Source organism: Streptomyces sp. NPDC107454 (genome assembly GCF_055582885.1).
The window spans coordinates 114652-131181 of sequence record NZ_JBVJPA010000023.1; the positions used below are offsets into that span (position 1 = coordinate 114652).

The following is a 16530-nucleotide window of genomic DNA, read 5'->3' on the forward strand; positions in this document are numbered from 1 at the left end:
GGCGATCCCAAGGCCGTGGACCCGTCTACCTCCGTCCCGCACGCTGGCGTGCCCCAGTGCACGTGCGAGGCACCATCTGCTGCTCGCCCGTCCGGCGTCCCGGGCGGCGAACAGCTCTCGCGCGCCGGGCAGCGGCCGGTCAGGGTGTCTGCGGCAGAGCCCGCCCCGTCGCCTCGGCTTCCTTCGGCGCGGCGGGTCCCGTCCGCTCGGGGCCCTGGCCCCGCCCTCGGCTGAGCTGCGCCCCGACCGCCGAGGTCACCAGGCTCAGCGCCGCGGCCGTGTACCAGACGACCCGGAAGTCGTGGTGCGAGGTGGCGTCGACATGGGAGCCGACGACCGCGACCAGGACGGCGACACCGATCGTGGCCGAGATCTGGCGCACCGAGTTGACCAGCGCGGACCCGGTCGCCGCACGGTGTCCCGGTACCGCGTGCACGCCGGCGGCCACCAGGGTGCCCAGGGCCAGGCCCACTCCCGCACCGGTCAGCAGCTGGCTGGGCAGCAGCTCACTCACGTAGTCCGGTGCGACCGACGCGAAGATCGCGAACCAGACCATGCCACCGGCGAACAGCACGCCGCCCGCCGCGATCAGCGGTCCCTGCCCGAAGCGCTGCGCGGCACGGGTGGTCAGCACGGTGACGACGGGCACGAGCGCGGGGCCGGGGGCCAGGGCGAGACCGGTGCGCAGCGCGCTCCAGTGCCAGACCTCCTGACACCACAGCACGTTCGACAGCAGCATGATCGAGAAGGCCACGCCGAACAGGAGGCTGCCCGCGTTCGCCGCACCGAAGCGCGGCAGCCGCAGCAGGTCCAGCTCGAACAGCGGACGGGGGTGCCGCAGGGACCGGAGCACGAACGCGGCGCCGCCGATCACGGCGACGGCCAGCAGCAGTAGGGTCTCGCCGCTCGTCCAGCCCTGGTCGGGTGCCTGCACCAGCGCCCCGGACAGCGACGCGATCGAGACGATGACCAGCAGGGCGCCGAGGAAGTCGGGCAGCGGCCCGGTCTCCCGCGCGGCCGGCTTCGGCAGCGCGGACCGGCCGACGACGAGCGCCGCGATGCCGATGGGCAGGTTGACGGCGAAGACCCACCGCCAGTCCACCTCGGTCAGCAGGCCACCGGCGACGGGTCCGGCGGCCGCGGCGACTCCGCCGATCGCGGCCCAGCCGCGGGTGGCCTGGGTGCGGCGCTCGGCCGGTACGGCCGCCAGCAGCAGCGCCAGGGAGGTCGGGATCTGGGCCGACGCTCCTACGGCCTGCATCACCCGGGCCACGATGAGGGTTCCCAGGTTCGGGGCCAGGGCACAGCCCAGCGACGCGAGCGTGAAGACGGCGATCCCGGCGAGGAAGACCGGCCGCTGCCCTACACGGTCACCGGCACGCCCGGCCACCACCAGCAGCGCGGCGAAGGTGATCGCGTAGGCGTTGAGGACCCAGGACAGCGATCCGAGGTCCGCTCCGCCGCCGGCTCCGGAGAAGTCCTCTCCCACGGCGGGCAGCGCGACGTTGACGATCAGCAGATCCAGGTTGGTCATGAAGACGGCCACCAGGACGACTGCGGCGGCCGCCCGAGGGTGCTTTGAAAATTGAAGCAGCGTGGACATGGCGCCACCCAAGCACAGCATGATTTGGAAATCAAAGCTTGCTGGGTGACACTGGGACAATGACCACACGCATCGACCCCCGGGACATGGCGGGGCGCCCGTGCTCGCTCGCCGCGGCGCTCCAGATCATCGGTGACCGCTGGGCCCTGCCGGCGATCCGCGAGGTCATGCTCGGCAACCACCGCTTCCGGCAGATCGCCAGGAACACCGGCGCTCCCACGGACCGGCTCGCCGCACGCCTGAAGGCGCTGGTGGACAGCGGCGTCCTCGAACGGCGCCCGCTGCCCGACGACGCCCGCTACAGCGGCTACTACCTGACGGAGGCCGGGCGCGACCTGGGGGCCATCACCCGCGAGCTGATCGGCTGGGGCGACCGCTGGGCCGTCACCGCACCGCCCGGCCGGATCCGGCACCGGGATCACGAACTCGTCACCCACACGGTGTGCGAGACCTGCGGCGAGCGGGTCCACGGGGAAGATGTCCACCGGGAAGACCTCGTGCCCGGCTGGGACCAGTCGGGCCCGGTGACGACCCCGTAGACCGAACGGCCCCACCGCAGCGATACGAAGGTCAGGCATGATCAACGGCGCCCCTGTCGTCCTCTACAGCCAGGACGCGGAGGCCGACCGCGCCTTCATCCGTGACGTCTTCTCTCTGATGTGCGACGACCTCGACGCCCAGCTCGGAGAACTGCGTGCGCGGGGCGTCGAGATCACCCGCCCGGTCAGCGAACAGCGCTGGGGCAGGCTGACGGCGGTGCGTCTGCCCAGCGGCGCCGAACTGCCGCTGTGCGCACCTCTCCACCCCGTGGCCCGCAGTCTGTGACACTCGAGCGGCCCCGTCCGGGGGCCACCGGACGGGCTGAGGGCACCGCCCCGCCACGGTGAACCGGATCGCCGGTGCCAACCCCGTCGTGGTGCCTGGCCCCAGGGGCTGGTGGAATCATCCGCCGGGCCGACCGCGTTCCCCCCGCGGGAACCCGGGCGGCGGCGGCCCGCACGGTGAGAAAGGTGGCGACATGCTGGAGACGGTGGGCCTGACGGCCGACGAGAGCGAGGTGTACCGCCTTCTGGTCGCCACCGGGACGGCGTCCGCCCAGGACATCTCCGGCCGTTCGGCCCTCGACGTCGTGACCGCACGGCTGCTGCTGCGCGCGCTGGAGCACAAGGGCCTGGCGTCAGCGGTCGAGGAGAATCCCGAGTGGTTCACGGCCGTGCCGCCGCAGGTGGCCCTCATGCCCCGGCTCCAACGCCACTTCGACGCCCTGGAACAGACCCGGGCCGCCGTCTACGAACTGGCGGAGACACACCGCCGCAGCGCATGGGCCCGGAGTACGGGCGAGGCCGTCGAGATCATCACCGGCGCGGCGGCACTGCGCCAGCACCTGCGCCAGCTCCAGCACGGCGCCGACCGCGAGATGATGTGGTTCGTGAAGGCCCAGTACGTGGCCATGTCCCCGGAGAGCAACCAGGAGGAGTTCGACGCGCTGGACCGGGGCGTGCTCTACAGGGCCCTGTACGAGCAGGCGTACTTCGACGACCCCGACTCGGTGGACTACGTCGTCAAGGGCGTGTGCGCCGGAGAGGTCGCCCGGGCGGTGCCTCTGCTGCCGCTGCGGATGGCGATCTCCGACCGCTCGGTGGCCATCCTGCCGCTGGCCACCTCGGGCACGGCCCGCAACCCCCGGGAACTGCGGGCCGCGGTGGTGCGGGAGAGCAGCCTGCTGGACGCGCTCATCGCCCTGTTCGAACACCACTGGGAGATCGGAGCCCCGCTCCGGGTGACCGAGGAAGGCCAGATCGGCGGCGCCGGCACCACGGATGCCGCCTCGCCGGTCGGGGAGGACCGCCACCTGCTCTCCCTGATGGTCGCCGGCATGACGGACGAGGCGATAGCCGGACAGCTGCGGGTCAGCAAACGCACCGTCCAGCGGCGCATCCAGGGCCTGATGAGCCTCGCGGGCGTCGCGACCCGTATGCAGCTGGGCTGGCACGCGGCCCGACGCGACTGGCTCTGAGCACGGCGGACCCCGCAACGCACACGAACAGGGCCCACCGGACGTGTCCGGCGGGCCCTGTCCCCGTCCGCCCGGCCGCTGCGGCCGGGCTGCGCTGCCCGCGGAAGCAGTCACCCGAGGGCGCGGCTGCTCCGCGAAGGCGGCTACTTGAGCAGATAGCCCTTGATGACGGTCTCCTTGAAGGAGTTGCCCGCCGCGTCCTCGACGTAGACGCGCAGGCTGACCGAGCAGCCCGCGGCGCGGCGCGGGTGCTCGACGGTCACGGTGCGCTCCATGCCGGAGCCGTTGACCGGCACCGACTGCCAAGTCTTGCCCTCGTCGAAGGAGACCTCCGTGGTGAAGACGCGGACGGGCGACGCCGGGGCACCGGCCGTCCGCTGGATCAGGACCGGGATGTCGAGCCTGTGGCCGGCCTCGGCCCGGTTCCACTCGTCGAGCTTCGGCGCCATACGGACCGCGTACAGCGGGAGCGCCTGCCGGGTCGCCGTGGTCTGCGACCGGAACCGCCATTCCGCCCGCACACTCGTGGATACGGAGCTGGGGGCCATGTCACGGTTGTGCTCGACCGTCAGACGGTAGTCGGCGGGGGTGGCGTCGGCCGGGACGTCGCTCATGCTCCAGTCCTGGGAGACCAGCTCGCCGTTGCGCCACAGCTTCACCTCGGGCAGACCGGATGTGGTGTCGGCCACCAGGTCGAGGTTGCCGTTCGCGGCCGACTGGAAGGGCCGGTACATCGTGTCGCCCTCGCGGAAGGCGGCCATCTGGGACGAGAGGCCCACGGCCTGGACCCCGCCGTTCCAGCGCTCCTCGACCTGGGAGCCGGCCCTGTAGCCGTGCAGGTCGCTGAGGTAGCTCTGCCCGTGCGCGTTCGGGTCGAGGAAGCTGTTCTGGTCGAAGGCCGTCTGCCAGCGCAGGCCGTCGCCCGCCGAGAAGTAGTCGACGCGCCGGGCCGGGACCGGAATTCCCTCCATCGCCCGGCCGCTGAAGCGGATGTTGCCGACGTACGTCCAGACGATGCGCATGGCCGTGGTTCCCGGCGTGGTGGCGTCGAACGTGGTGTTCACCCTGGCCAGCTCCGACTTGCGGGGGTTGTAGCCGGGATCCGCCGGGATGGCGCCGTGCACCGGTCGCGTCAGGTAGTAGACCGACGTGGGATTCCCGTCCGCGCCGGCCGGCTCGCCCCAGACGCTGGTGACGAGGTACGTGAACTTCGCGTCCTTGTCCAGAGCCGTCGGCACCGCGTACACGCCGTCGATGTGATCGGTGCCGATCGCGTTGTACATGGTGACCGAGAGCAGCTGGTCGGCCATGCTGATCGTGCCGATCTCGGCCGACATGATGCGCGCGGAGCGGCTCGGTGCCGACACCGTGACGGGCTTCGCCTTGCGGGCGTCGATGGTCACCTGCCGGTCGGCGCTCATCACGACCCTCGGCACGCCGACGATGGTGCCCTCGGTGAAGGAGGCGTCGAAGTAGAAGCCGCTCACCGAGTAGGTGTCCTTCGGCAGCCGCACCACCGTGCTGCTCCTGCCGAGCGCCTCCACCTCGTACGCCTTGCCGTCGGCCGAGTTGACCAGCAGGTACGCGTTGTCGGGGGCGGCACCCGTGCGGCTCTTCATACCGATGCGCAGGTCGTACGACGGCTGCTCGACGTCCATGCCGAACGGGACACGCACCGACACCTGGTCGTCCGCGGTGCTCGCGGTCACCACACCGCTGTAGGCGGCGTACGCCGTGGCGGCTTCCGGGGTCGCGGTGAGGGTGACGTCCGCCGTTCCGTGTGCGGGCACGGTGACCGTGTCGGCGCTGAGCCGGAACAGCCCGGCGGGAGCGGGCGCGTCCTTCTTCCCGCTGCTCGGGTTGTCCTTCAGCTGCAGGGTGACCGGCGCGCCGCCCGGGTTGCGGTAGGTGATGGTCTTGGTCACCGGGGGACGCCTGCCGTCCGTCCAGCGGATCAGCCCGAAGTCCAGTGCGGTGGTGTCGGCGGTGACGTCCCGGTCGACCGCCCGCGCGACGTCGACGCGTCCGGCGCCCTGGAAGTAGGCGCCGTGCTCCTTGGCACCGGTCGCCGACTGCATCAGCTGGCGCTTGACCTGCTCCGCCGTCCAGTCCGGGTGCTCCTGGAACAGGATGGCGGCGGCTCCGGTCACATGGGGCGTGGCCATGGACGTGCCGCTCATCGCGACATAGCCGTCGTCGGCGGTGGTGCCGCCCGCCCGCGCGGCGACGACGTTGACGCCGGGGGCGATGAGGTCCGGCTTGAGGCCGGAGTCGCCCACCCGCGGGCCGAGCGAGCTGAAGACGGCGAGGTCGTCGTCGTCCTCGGCCGCGCCGACGGCCAGCGCCCGGTCGTCGGAGGCGGGCGAGGAGACCTTGCCGGGACCGCTGTTGCCGGCCGCGGCCACGACCAGCGTGCCATAGTCACGGGTCACGGTGTCGACCATGGCCTCGAGGGCGTCGGTCTCCGGTGTGTCCGTGTCGCCCAGGCTGAGGTTGATCACCTTGGCGCCGTGCTGGGCGGCCCAGGCCAGCCCCTCGACGATGTCGGAGTTGTCGCAGTTGCCGTCCGCGGTGCACACCTTGCCGGACAGGATCTGCACACCGGGTGCCACACCCTTGTACGTGCCGCCGGAGGCCGCGCCAGAACCGGCCACCGTGGAGGTCACATGGGTGCCGTGGCCGTTCAGGTCGTCGGTGTTCGGCTCGGTGGTGAAGTTCGCGGACTCGGTGACCAGGCCCTTGAGGTCCGGGTGGTTGGGGTCGTAACCGGTGTCGAGCACCGCGACCTTGACGCCGGTGCCGGTGTAGCCCCTCTCCCAGGCGTGCGGGGCGCCGATGCGCGGCACCGTGCTGTCGAGCTGGATCCTGGAGTGGCCGTCCAGCCAGACCCGGCGCACACCTGCTGCGAAGGACGTGGCGTTCGCCCGGCTGGGGGCGATGCCCTTCCAGAACCCGGCGGCGTCCGCGCGGTGTTCGCCGAGGGTCGCGAAGGGGGTCCCGCCGAGGGGGCGGACGGTGTCGGCACCGGCGGCGGTCAGCTGTCGCCGGGCGGTGCCCGCGTCCCCGGCGTACTCGACGATCAGCGGCAGGCTCGACCGCTGCGCGTACTTGCCCCGGACCAGGGCGGAGACGTTGAACAGCGCCTTGTCGAGGCGGCCCGTCGCGAGCAGTGGGAGCGTGTCGGCGGGTATGACCGTCCAGTCGCGACCGGACTGGCGCTTGATGAACGCGACGCGTTCGCGGCCCTCGGCGGGCTCGACCGACACACTCTGCTTGCCCGAGGTGTCCGTCTCCAGCGTGACGCGGTCGCCGGTGATCAGGGTGAGCTGATGCCGGGAGATGATCGGCGACCGGGCCGCTGCGGACTGCGCGGCGGCTTCCGTTCGCACGGTGTGCGGGCCGAGGTCCTGAGCGGCGCCGGGGGCGGCGGTCAGACCGGCCACGAGCGCCACGAGGGCGGCGGCCGCCGCCGTATGCCGAGGCCGGGGAGGGCGAATCCCGGGGCGCCACCTGTTGTTCATGTCTCTCATGGGAGGACAGCGTGGTGCCGTCAAGTGCCGAGGTCAGCAGTTTGCCCTGTCCACCAGGCGTCAAGTCACCTTTACGACAACCCCAACACTTCATAAAGAGGGCAAAAGTGGCCAGGCTGGCGGCTCATGGACGAACCGAGCGAGTCGCTCCCCGCGTGGCGTTGAGCAGGCCGTCGTCCTCGCAACTGGCCTACGCCCGTTCGATGTAGGACGCCGGCAAGTCGAAGCCCTCACCGATCCAGGAGGGCTGCGCGCCCGAGGGAGAGGTGCGGCCGTCCACGCTCTGCGCGGAATAGTTGATCGCCAGGCTCGGGGCCGGGCCCGCAGGCGTCGGCGGCGTCTGCAGCGGGTAGTTCCAGGTGGGGTCGCCGATGGACTCGCCGGCCTCCTGGCGGTACCACAGGCGCAGCGAGTCACGTGCGGCCCCGGGGTGCGCGAAGACGGTCGGAGAGTGGGCCGTGGTGGTGTCCTCCGGCTTCGACCGAGCCGCCGGGTTCACCCCAGCCGGCCAGGGTGCAGCTGCCCGACCGCAAGGTCCGTCGGTGCGCACAAGCGCGGCCACGTGCGAAGCTTTGCGTGTGCAGCGCGACCCGAACCTGGACGAACTCGGAGCCTTCCTCAAGACACGCCGCGCACAGCTCGGCCCCGGCGACGTCGGTCTGCCGGACAACGGTGAGACCCGGCGTGTCCCCGGGCTGCGCCGCGAGGAGGTCGCCTGGCTGGCCGCGATCAGCACCGACTACTACGCCCGGCTGGAACAGGGCCGCCTGCAGGCGTCCGGAGCCGTACTCGACGCCCTCGGGAAAGTCCTCCGGCTCGACGGCGATCAGCAGGAATACCTGCTGACTCTCGCCGGGAAGACCGCCTTGCCCCCGGCCGGCACGAGGACTCGGCAGCAGGTACAGCCGCAGATGCAGTACCTGCTGGACGACCTCACGCTGACGGCGGGTTTCGTCATCGGCTGTCGCACGGACCTGCTGGCGTGGAACGCCATGGCCGCCGCTCTGGTGATGGACTTCGGCAGCATCCCCGAGTTCGAGCGCAACTACGTGCGCCTCCTGTTCATCGAGCCCGCCATCCGCGAGCTGTACCGGGACTGGGAGGACATGGCGCGGCTGGCCCTGGCCCACCTGCGCATGGACAGCAGGCGCAACCCGCACGACCCGCGGCTGACGGCGCTGGTCGAGGAGCTTTCCGTGCTGGATCCGCAGTTCCGGCTCTGGTGGACCTCGCACGATGTCGCCGTGCGGGCCGGCGGCACCAGGCTGCTGCGGCACCCCGTGGTGGGTGACCTTACGCTGGAGCGGTCCACCTTCACCTGCGCCGAGGATCCCGAGCAGCAGCTCGTCGTCTGGACCGCCGAGCCCGGCAGCAGTACGTACGAGGCGTTGCGAGAGCTGGCCGCGAAGATCGAGGCACCGTGTGAGGGGCTGGACGGCGTCGCGTGAGGTGACCGCGCCCGGATGGGGGCGGCCGGTGGTCACCGTACTTTTCCTGGGAACAAGCGCTCCGCGTTCGCCGTCGTGAGGGAGCGCCACGTGGCCCCCTTCACCGGTGACTCGGCCGCGTCGATCGCCGCGATGTGGGCGTCGGCCAGCGGGGGAGGGGTCCAGCAGTAGTCGCTGCCGAACAGCACGCGGTCGGGTTCCACCAGTTTCAACAGCGCGGGGACCTGCCGGGGGAAGGCGGTGCCTGCCATGTCGTAGTAGAGGCCGCGGAGCTGCTGCACCCCATCGGGAACCGGTGGTTCCTGCGCCGGCCGGAAGAGCCGCATGAACTCGTCGATGCGGTCGGCGAGGACGGGAAGCGCGCCGCCGCAGTGCGGAACGATCACGCGCAGGTTCGGGTGACGTGCCAGGACGCCTGCTGTGAGCAGATCGGTGACGGTGCGGGCGGTGTCAAAAATGTATTCGATCATCGGGCGCGGTCTGCCGAGTGCGGACTGCTCCCAGCACACCGGTGAGGTGGGGTGCAGGAAGACCACCGCCTGTCGGCGGTCGAGCTCGGCGAAGACCGGTTCGAGGCGCCGGTCGCCCAGGTACACGCCGTGCGTGTGGGTCAGCAGGACAACGCCGTCGGCACCGAGTTCGTCAACGGCGAACCGGATCTCCTCCAGCGCGCCGTCCACGTCCGGCAGGGGCAGGGACGCGAAGGTGCCGAAGCGGCCCGCGTGGTCGCGGGTCAGCTCGGCGGTGTACTCGTTGACCTGGCGGGCGAGGAGGCGGGCCGCCTTGTCGTCGCCGAAGTGGACCCCGGGCGATGACATGGACAGCATCGCGGTCGCGATGCCGTTGCGGTCCATCAGGTCCAGGTGGGCTTCCACGGACCACGTCGGCCAGCTGCCCATCCCGTCGGGGCGGGTGTGGCCCGCCGCTGTCGCCTGCTCCACGTAGAAGCCGGGAAGGAGATGGGCGTGGACGTCGATCATGCCGGAGGACATGGCGGGGAATCCTCTCTCGTAGGTCACATGCCAAGGGGGTTGGCGCGGGCTCACTCCACCTGCTCACGACCGGCCAGCCGTATCTCTTCGTGGTCGAGGGCGGTCTGCAGGCGGCGCAGAACGGTGTCGTCGATCTGCTGCTCGTCCCGCAGCCGGACGACGGTCGCGCGTTTGTGGGCGATGAGGGCGAGGCGGAGCTCGGTGTAGTGGCGGTTGTGCAGCAGGGCGGGATCGCCGTCGGAGCCCGCGCCCCGCGCCTGTACGGCGGCCAGGTGGGCCTCGTACTCCTGGCGCAGCCACTCCGCGACCTTCGGGGTGGTGCCCAGGCCGGCGGCGAGCTGCGGTAGTGCCTTGACGGCTGCCTCGGTCGCCGTGGTCTCGGCGAGGACCTGTTCCTCCTCGACGGACGTGTCGCGCGGCAGCCGGGCCCAGCGCACCACACCCGGCAGCAGCAACCCCTGCACCACGAGCGTCACCACGATGACGCCGGAGGTGACGAAGACGATGAAGGGGCGACCAGGGAAGGGCGCGCCCGAGTCCAGGGTCTCCGGCACCGACAGCGCCACGGCGAGTGACACCGCGCCCCGGAAACCCGCGAACCCGCTGACGGCGCGCGCCCGGTTGCTGATTCTGCGCAGCCGCTGCTGCGGACGCCGGTCCATCGCGCGGATCAGGTAGGCGGAGGCGAACAGGAACGCGAACCGTACGGCGACCAGCACCACGCTGACCACACCGACCGCGATCAGGGCGTCTCGGAGGTCGAAGCGGCTCATCTGGCGCAGTGCGTACTGAAGTTCCACACCGACCAGCACGAACAGTGCCCCGTTGATGATGAAGGTCGTCAGCGGCCAGAAGGCCATCGCCTGGCGGCGGTGCTCGGCCCTGATGAGGGTCGGGGCGACCTGGGCCATGATCAGCCCGCTGACGACGACCGCGAGGACCCCGGAGGCGTGGATCAGCTCGGCGAGCAGGTACGCCGTGAACGGCGCCAGGATCATGACGAGGTTGCCCAGCAGCGGGTCCTCCAGGCGGCGCCGCAGGTTCATGTTGACCCAGGCGACCGCCACGCCGACCGCCGCCCCGCCGCCGTAGGCCAGCAGGAACAGGGCTCCGACGTGGGGGAGGGTGAGGTGTTCCTCGCCGACGGTGAGACCGACGGCCAGCCCGTAGATGACCAGCGCGGTGCCGTCGTTGACGAGGCTCTCCGCGCGCAGCACCGTGACCTGCCGGCGCGGGAGGGCGCCGGCCAGGGCGCCGACCGCCGTGGCGTCGGTGGGGGCCACCGCCGCGCCCAGCACCCACGCTGGTCCCCACGGCAGTCCGAGCGCGCGCCCGGCGACCGCCACGGCCCACGCGGTGAGAATCACCAAGACCGTGCTGAGCAGCACGATGCCGCGCAGGTTCGAACGGATCTCCCGACTCGACGTGGTCAGGCTCTCCCAGTACAGGAGCACGGGAAGGAAGAGCAACAGCACTACTTCCGGCGGAAGTTGCGTCTGGCGGACGGCGGGGACAAGCCCGAGGACAGCACCCACGACGAGCAGCACGACCGGCGGTGCGACACCGAAACGCTGCCCCAGGACGTTGCCCACCAGCACGGCCGCGCCGAGGAGCACGACGAGTTCGAGACCGAGCATGGCGTCTACTCCTGTGTCAGACCGGGCGGAGGTGGCGGTTCGACGGCCCGTTTTGGTGGCGTCGATACGGTCGTTGACGTCCTCGTCCGTCACCTCGACGAAGGCGACGTCCTTGTCGACGCCACCGGAGCGGATGTGTCCCTCGTGGGTCGCGCGTGCCGTGCGCCACCAGGCGCCGTCGGTGCCGCGGTAGGAGCGGACGTACAGGTCGTCACCGTTGCGGACGACCCAGATCGGCACCGGCTTGCGCAGGGTGCCTTCGCGCCGGAGCGGCGCCATTTCCAACTCGTCGGCGGCGCCGATGCGGTCGAGTTCGTCGCTCGTCCATGTAGTCATCGGTGGTTCTCCTCTCTGCCTGCCTCGGCAACTGACTCGTCAGTGGTGTTGCGCGGGCCTGAGGAGGAGATTGGCCGTGGCGACGGCGATGGGCACCCGGGGCCCGAACCGCTCCGGACGGCGCTGTCGAGCGCCACCGGAGGTCTGTGTGCTGACACGGTGAGCGGGGCGGACATGCGGTGGGCTCCTGAGACCGGGTGGGCGTAGGAGGCGGTCGGGTGGGCGTGGTGCCGAGAGGTCGACCGAGATGGGTCACGGCTCGATGGTGCCGACGATGCTGGGTGCGGCCGATCCCGCACCCACCACCGCCGGGCTGTCACGGACGCAGCAGCGTCTTGATGGCGCGGCGCTCGTCCATGGCCTTGTATCCCTCGGCGACCTCGTCCAGCGGCAGGGTGAGGTCGAAGACCCTGCCCGGGTTGATACGGCCGCTGAAGACGCGGTCTACAAGATCGGGCAGGTAGGCGCGCACGGGGGCGGGGCCGCCGCGCAGGCCGACGTGCGAGAAGAACAGCTCCTGGCCGTCGACGGCCACGTCGTGGGGTACGCCGACGAAGCCGACGTTGCCGCCCGGGCGGGTGGACAGCAGGGCCTGGTGCATCGACTGCTGGGTGCCGACGCATTCCAGGACCGAGTCGGCGCCGATGCCGTTCGTCAGCTCCTTGACCCGGGCCACGCCTTCCTCGCCGCGCTCGGTGACGATGTCGGTGGCGCCGAACTCCAGGGCCAGCTTCTGCCGGGACTCGTGCCGGCTCATGGCGATGATCCGCTCGGCGCCCAGCTCCTTGGCGGCGATGACACCGGACAGGCCCACCGCGCCGTCTCCGACGACCACGGCCGTCGAACCGGGCTTCACCTCCGCTGCCTTGGCCGCGTACCAGCCGGTGCCCATGACGTCGGACAGGGTCAGCAGGCCCGGGATGAGCTCCTCGGCCGGCTGCTCCGGTGTGGCGACGAGGGTGCCGTCGGCGAGGGGGATACGGATGTACTCGGCCTGGCAGCCGTTGGGGAAGTCCCGGCGCAGGCAGGAGGTGTGGTAGCCGGCCTGGCAGACCGGACAGGTGTTGTCGGAGGCGATGAAGGAGCCGATGACGAACTGGCCCATCTTGACGGTCGACACGTCGCTGCCGACCTCCTCGACGATGCCGACGTACTCGTGGCCGATCGGGTGCGGCTCGGTGACCGGGTTGATGCCCCGGTAGTCCCAGAGGTCGGAGCCGCACACACAGGTGGCGACGGTCCGGATGATCGCATCCGTCGGTGCCGCGATCGTCGGCTCCGGAGCGTCCTCCACCCGGATGTCACCCGGCGCGTGGATGATCGTTGCTCGCATGGTGATGTCTCCTGTCGGGGGTCAGGAACGCGTACGGGTGCTGTCGCGCGGGCCGTTGTACTCGTCGTCCGAGACGTGTTCGAGCCAGGTGGCGTCGTCCGTCTCCCACAGGGCGAGGTGGGTCATGAACTGTTCGGGCGCGGCGCCGTGCCAGTGTTCCTCCCCCGGGGGCGTGTAGATGACATCGCCGGGGTGGGCCTCGATGATGTCGCCGCCGCGGGACTGCACTAGCGCGATGCCCTCGACGATGTGGAGGGTCTGGCCGAGGGCGTGGGAGTGCCAGGCGGTGCGGGCGCCGGGAGTGAATCGGACCATGTTGGCCCGCATCCGGGAGGGCTCCTCACCGCGGTGGATCACGTCGGCGTAGGCGTCGCCGGTGAACCACTCGGCGGGAAGCTTCATGGTCGGGGGCTGCTTCAGCAGTTCCATGGTGTCTTTCCCTAGGGGGTGCTGCCGCCGGGCGGTGCGACGGCCACATCGCGGAGGCGGGGGCGGCCTCAGCCGGACTGTTCGGCCCTGTCCACGATCGCCTTCAGCTGGGTCATCGCCGACATGGCGTTGGGCCATCCGGCGTAGAAGGCCAGGTGGGTGATGGCCTCGACCAGCTCGTCCTTGGCCACGCCGTTCTCCAGCGCCTTGCCGAGGTGGAAACCGAGCTGGTCAGTGCGGTAGAGCGCGGCGAGAGCGGTGACGGTGACCAGGCTGCGGTCGCGTGGGGACAGACCCGGCCGCTCCCAGATGTCGCCGAACAGGACCGTGTCGGTCACCTCGGCGAGTTTCGGGGCGAACTCCTGGATCGCCGGCGGTGCGAACTTCTTCCGTTCGGTCATGGGGTGGTGCTCCTAGCGTGTGTTCGGTGCGTGTGCCCGGTGGCTTTCGAACCGCCCGGTCCTCGGCCGGACGCTGGTCACGGTGCTCGACTGCCTCACGCCCAATTGGCCTGCGGGAAAACCGGTGGCAGCCGGAATGCAATCCCGAACCGGCCGCGTCATCGACCCTGCCACCTGTACACGGGCCCGCGAAGGGGAGAATTCCATCCTGGACAAGGCTTATCCAGGGAAAAATCCTTCCCCCCTTCACCAGTGACAGCCGGTGCGGCACTGGCTGCCATGACCAGCGACGCGCACCTGAACGAGCTGGGACAGTTCCTCAAGGCGCACCGGGGCGCACTGAGCCCGCGAACCGTCGGCCCGCCCGACACCGGTGGCCGGCGGCGTGTGACGGGCCTGCGGCGGGAAGAGGTCGCTCTGCTCGCCGCCATCAGTACCGACTGCTACACGCGGCTGGAGCGGGGCCGCATCCAGCCGTCCGCGCCGGTCCTGGCCGCTCTGGCGCGGGTCCTGCATCTGGACGACGACGAGCGCGACCAGCTGTACGAACTGGCCGGGCGGCAGACGGTACGACCGTGCCGTGAGGGCGTACAGCAGGTGCAGCCGCAGTTGCGTCGGCTGCTCGACGACCTCGCCGCGACTCCCGGCGTGGTGACCGGACGCCGTATGGACGTCCTGGCGTGGAATCCGCCCGCCGCCGCCCTGTTCACCGATTTCGCGAAGGTGCCCAGAGAGAAGCGAACTACGTGCATATCCTCTTCACCGACCTGCGCATGCGGACGTTGTACGCGGACTGGCGGACGGTGGCCCGCGACGCCGTGTCCCAGTCGCGCACGCTGGCCGCCGGGAATCCGGCCGATCCACGACTGTCCGGGCTGGTCGGCGAACTCTCGGTGCTGGACGAGGACTTCGGACAGTGGTGGGCAGGCCGCCACATGTCGTCGCGCAGCAAGGGCACGAAGAGGTTCTGCCACCCCGTCGCCGGCGACCTCACGCTCGACTGGGACACCCTGACCTCGCCGGCTGATCCTTCCCAGCAGGTGGACCGCCGAGCCCGGTACCCGGTCACATGACGGTCTGCGGTTCCTCGCGTCGTGGATGTGACGGCGACCCTTGTCTGCCTGGGTGGCACGCGGCTCAACCGGCGTGGTTCTCGGCCGACTCGGCGGCGGCGCGGACGATGCCGAGAAGACGGAGCAGTTCGGCCTGTTCTTCAGGGTTCAGGACGGAGAAGCGGTCGGCCGCGATCTGCCGGCGGGGCCCTTCCACTTCCTCCATGAGGTCGACGCCGCGTTCGGTGAGGCTGACAAGCACGGCTCGCCGGTCGGTCGGGTCGGGGCTGCGCCGCACCAGACCGTCGCGCACCAGGGCGTCGACCGCCTCGGTCCTACTGCGCGCGGTGATGCCGAGCCGCTCCGCGAGGGCGCCGATACGGCTGGGGCCCGTGCACGCGAGTGCTGCCAGAAGCTTGCCGCGGGCGAAGGTGAGTCCCCTGGACCAGGGCATGCACCTGTCGGTGTACGCCGAGGACCCCGATGGGATCGGCCTGGAGATCATATGGCGCGCTCCCTCGGAGGACGGGTCCTACGACGGCTTCGACCGGGTGCCCCTCGACCTCGACAAGGCCCGAGCCCGGTGGGTAGGCGAGCACGCCACCGGGGCGGCTGCGGGCGTACCCGCCTGATCACCGGTATCCCGCAATCCGCTGCGGTGTCTTACGAGTGCTTCGAGCCTCAGAACGTCAGGACCAGCCGGCCGCGCACCCCGCCCTTCGCGAGAAGCCGGTGCGCCTCGGCGGCCTGCTCCGCAGGGAACGTCCTCGCGACCCGAAGCGTGATGCGGCCCTCCTCGACCTGCTGCCGCAGCCGGTCCAGCTTGGCGCGCTCCTTGGCGTACCGGAACACGACGATCGGCTCGAAGGAGATGTCCCGCTCGCCCGGGCCGTCGAAGCCGCGCAGTGTCACCACGCGGCCGCCGTCGCGGACGGCCCGCGCGGCCAGGGCGTCGAGCAGCGCGCCGTCGAGGAGTCCGTCCACACCCTCGGGGATCGCCGCGCGCACCCGGCCCGGGTACTCGGCCCCGCGACGCAGCACGAGGTCTGCACCCAGCTCCTTGATCAGTACCTCGTCCTGCTCCGAGGCGTCGGCGACCACGCGCAGTCCGTCCTCCTTGGCCAGCTGGACGGCGTAACCACCGACCGCGCCCGCGGCACCGGTGATCGCGACGGTCTGCCCCGGCTGCAGACCGAGCGTGTCCAGCGCCAGGCGCGCGGTCAGGCCGTTCATCGGCAGGGACGCGGCCTGGGCGTCGGAGGCACCCTGGGGAGCGCGGACCACCGACTCCGCCGGTATGACGCACTGCTCGGCGTAGGCGCCGTGCGAGCCGCTGGGCATCACGATCGCCATCACCCGGTCACCGACCCGGAGATCCGTGTCCGTACCCGGGCCTATCCGGTCCACGACGCCCGCGGCGTCCATGCCGGGAACGAACGGCGGCTGGGCGTCCGGCGAGCCGGGGCCGCGGCGCTGGAGGGCGTCGACCGCGTTGACGGTCGCGGCGCGCACCCGGATGCGCACCTCGCCCGGACCGGGCTCGGGGGTGGGCTGTTCCAGGACCTGGAGCACTTCGGGCCCGCCGAATTCCGTGAAACCTACAGCCTTCATACGAATTACCTCATGGGTCGGTATGCGGTCGTTGAGGCAACCGACGATTCCGCCTCCCCCGCGTGCGGAAAAGGGGAGATTTCTTGGCTGGGATGCGTTGGTAGGGGGGAGAGAGCCTTCCCCCCATGAGGGCTCCTGGCT

Annotated in this window: 15 protein-coding genes and 1 pseudogene; 6 read left to right on the forward strand and 10 right to left on the reverse strand. The window is 70.9% G+C overall.

The genetic code is table 11. From position 1 onward, the window contains the following. Positions 1 to 139: 139 nt before the first annotated feature. Positions 140 to 1603 (reverse strand): DHA2 family efflux MFS transporter permease subunit, encoded by a 1464-nt coding sequence (locus ACZ69M_RS43340; protein WP_470058870.1) that lies wholly within the window; start codon positions 1601 to 1603, stop codon positions 140 to 142. Between the two features lie 59 nt (positions 1604 to 1662). On the opposite strand from ACZ69M_RS43340, the gene ACZ69M_RS43345 reads away from it, so the two are divergent. The 3 genes from ACZ69M_RS43345 to ACZ69M_RS43355 all read left to right on the forward strand — a co-directional run bounded on the left by ACZ69M_RS43345 (position 1663) and on the right by ACZ69M_RS43355 (position 3620). Then, complete coding sequence (locus tag ACZ69M_RS43345) at positions 1663 to 2142, forward strand: winged helix-turn-helix transcriptional regulator (RefSeq protein WP_470058872.1); 480 nt, start codon at positions 1663 to 1665, stop codon at positions 2140 to 2142. 37 nt (positions 2143 to 2179) lie between these two features. After that, positions 2180 to 2428: a VOC family protein gene (locus ACZ69M_RS43350; RefSeq protein ID WP_470058874.1), complete on the forward strand. Its 249-nt coding sequence runs from the start codon at positions 2180 to 2182 to the stop codon at positions 2426 to 2428. Between the two features lie 193 nt (positions 2429 to 2621). Further along, entirely contained in the window at positions 2622 to 3620 is a 999-nt protein-coding gene (locus tag ACZ69M_RS43355) for a helix-turn-helix domain-containing protein (protein WP_470058876.1), read from the forward strand. Between the two features lie 143 nt (positions 3621 to 3763). Here ACZ69M_RS43355 and ACZ69M_RS43360 read toward each other — a convergent pair whose 3' ends face one another. Next, positions 3764 to 7141, reverse strand: a complete 3378-nt coding sequence (locus ACZ69M_RS43360; RefSeq protein ID WP_470058878.1) for a S8 family peptidase — start codon at positions 7139 to 7141, stop codon at positions 3764 to 3766. A gap of 199 nt (positions 7142 to 7340) precedes the next feature. Next, positions 7341 to 7649 carry a hypothetical protein gene (locus ACZ69M_RS43365; protein ID WP_470058880.1) on the reverse strand — a complete coding sequence of 103 codons (309 nt, stop codon included), beginning with the start codon at positions 7647 to 7649 and terminating at the stop codon, positions 7341 to 7343. A 79-nt stretch (positions 7650 to 7728) separates the two neighbouring features. On the opposite strand from ACZ69M_RS43365, the gene ACZ69M_RS43370 reads away from it, so the two are divergent. Continuing rightward, on the forward strand, positions 7729 to 8598 hold the full coding sequence (locus ACZ69M_RS43370; RefSeq protein ID WP_470058882.1) for a helix-turn-helix transcriptional regulator: 870 nt from the start codon (positions 7729 to 7731) through the stop codon (positions 8596 to 8598). Between the two features lie 32 nt (positions 8599 to 8630). Here ACZ69M_RS43370 and ACZ69M_RS43375 read toward each other — a convergent pair whose 3' ends face one another. The 5 genes from ACZ69M_RS43375 to ACZ69M_RS43395 all read right to left on the reverse strand — a co-directional run bounded on the left by ACZ69M_RS43375 (position 8631) and on the right by ACZ69M_RS43395 (position 13726). Continuing rightward, complete coding sequence (locus ACZ69M_RS43375) at positions 8631 to 9590, reverse strand: amidohydrolase family protein (RefSeq protein WP_470058884.1); 960 nt, start codon at positions 9588 to 9590, stop codon at positions 8631 to 8633. 50 nt (positions 9591 to 9640) lie between these two features. After that, a complete protein-coding gene (locus ACZ69M_RS43380; RefSeq protein ID WP_470058886.1) occupies positions 9641 to 11563 on the reverse strand; it encodes a Na+/H+ antiporter in 1923 nt (640 codons plus the stop codon). 316 nt (positions 11564 to 11879) lie between these two features. Further along, positions 11880 to 12896, reverse strand: coding sequence for a zinc-dependent alcohol dehydrogenase family protein (locus ACZ69M_RS43385; protein WP_470058888.1), 1017 nt, complete (start codon positions 12894 to 12896; stop codon positions 11880 to 11882). Positions 12897 to 12917: 21 nt separating this feature from the next. After that, entirely contained in the window at positions 12918 to 13325 is a 408-nt protein-coding gene (locus ACZ69M_RS43390; RefSeq protein WP_470058890.1) for a (R)-mandelonitrile lyase, read from the reverse strand. Positions 13326 to 13393: 68 nt separating this feature from the next. After that, positions 13394 to 13726 (reverse strand): carboxymuconolactone decarboxylase family protein, encoded by a 333-nt coding sequence (locus ACZ69M_RS43395; protein ID WP_470058892.1) that lies wholly within the window; start codon positions 13724 to 13726, stop codon positions 13394 to 13396. Between the two features lie 279 nt (positions 13727 to 14005). Here ACZ69M_RS43395 and ACZ69M_RS43400 point away from each other — a divergent pair. Continuing rightward, a pseudogene (locus ACZ69M_RS43400) lies at positions 14006 to 14799 on the forward strand (helix-turn-helix domain-containing protein). A gap of 64 nt (positions 14800 to 14863) precedes the next feature. On the opposite strand, the gene ACZ69M_RS43405 reads toward ACZ69M_RS43400, so the two are convergent. Next, on the reverse strand, positions 14864 to 15232 hold the full coding sequence (locus tag ACZ69M_RS43405) for a MarR family winged helix-turn-helix transcriptional regulator (RefSeq protein ID WP_470058894.1): 369 nt from the start codon (positions 15230 to 15232) through the stop codon (positions 14864 to 14866). Here ACZ69M_RS43405 and ACZ69M_RS43410 point away from each other — a divergent pair. Beyond that, positions 15231 to 15410: a hypothetical protein gene (locus ACZ69M_RS43410; RefSeq protein WP_470058896.1), complete on the forward strand. Its 180-nt coding sequence runs from the start codon at positions 15231 to 15233 to the stop codon at positions 15408 to 15410. The two genes, ACZ69M_RS43405 and ACZ69M_RS43410, sit on opposite strands and share 2 nt — an antisense overlap. A 49-nt stretch (positions 15411 to 15459) precedes the next feature. Here the strand turns inward: ACZ69M_RS43410 and ACZ69M_RS43415 are convergent, their stop codons facing one another. Then, entirely contained in the window at positions 15460 to 16389 is a 930-nt protein-coding gene (locus ACZ69M_RS43415) for a quinone oxidoreductase family protein (protein ID WP_470058897.1), read from the reverse strand. Positions 16390 to 16530: the final 141 nt, after the last annotated feature.

Bases quoted from the DNA above. Each gene is read 5' to 3' on its own strand.
- ACZ69M_RS43340 (WP_470058870.1), bottom strand. From the start codon at position 1,603: ATGTCCACGCTGCTTCAATTTTCAAAGCACCCTCGGGCGGCCGCCGCA.
- ACZ69M_RS43345 (WP_470058872.1), top strand. From the start codon at position 1,663: ATGACCACACGCATCGACCCCCGGGACATGGCGGGGCGCCCGTGCTCG.
- ACZ69M_RS43350 (WP_470058874.1), top strand. From the start codon at position 2,180: ATGATCAACGGCGCCCCTGTCGTCCTCTACAGCCAGGACGCGGAGGCC.
- ACZ69M_RS43355 (WP_470058876.1), top strand. From the start codon at position 2,622: ATGCTGGAGACGGTGGGCCTGACGGCCGACGAGAGCGAGGTGTACCGC.
- ACZ69M_RS43360 (WP_470058878.1), bottom strand. From the start codon at position 7,141: ATGAACAACAGGTGGCGCCCCGGGATTCGCCCTCCCCGGCCTCGGCAT.
- ACZ69M_RS43375 (WP_470058884.1), bottom strand. From the start codon at position 9,590: ATGTCCTCCGGCATGATCGACGTCCACGCCCATCTCCTTCCCGGCTTC.
- ACZ69M_RS43380 (WP_470058886.1), bottom strand. From the start codon at position 11,563: ATGACTACATGGACGAGCGACGAACTCGACCGCATCGGCGCCGCCGAC.
- ACZ69M_RS43385 (WP_470058888.1), bottom strand. From the start codon at position 12,896: ATGCGAGCAACGATCATCCACGCGCCGGGTGACATCCGGGTGGAGGAC.
- ACZ69M_RS43390 (WP_470058890.1), bottom strand. From the start codon at position 13,325: ATGGAACTGCTGAAGCAGCCCCCGACCATGAAGCTTCCCGCCGAGTGG.
- ACZ69M_RS43395 (WP_470058892.1), bottom strand. From the start codon at position 13,726: ATGACCGAACGGAAGAAGTTCGCACCGCCGGCGATCCAGGAGTTCGCC.
- ACZ69M_RS43410 (WP_470058896.1), top strand. From the start codon at position 15,231: ATGCACCTGTCGGTGTACGCCGAGGACCCCGATGGGATCGGCCTGGAG.
- ACZ69M_RS43405 (WP_470058894.1), bottom strand. From the start codon at position 15,232: ATGCCCTGGTCCAGGGGACTCACCTTCGCCCGCGGCAAGCTTCTGGCA.
- ACZ69M_RS43415 (WP_470058897.1), bottom strand. From the start codon at position 16,389: ATGAAGGCTGTAGGTTTCACGGAATTCGGCGGGCCCGAAGTGCTCCAG.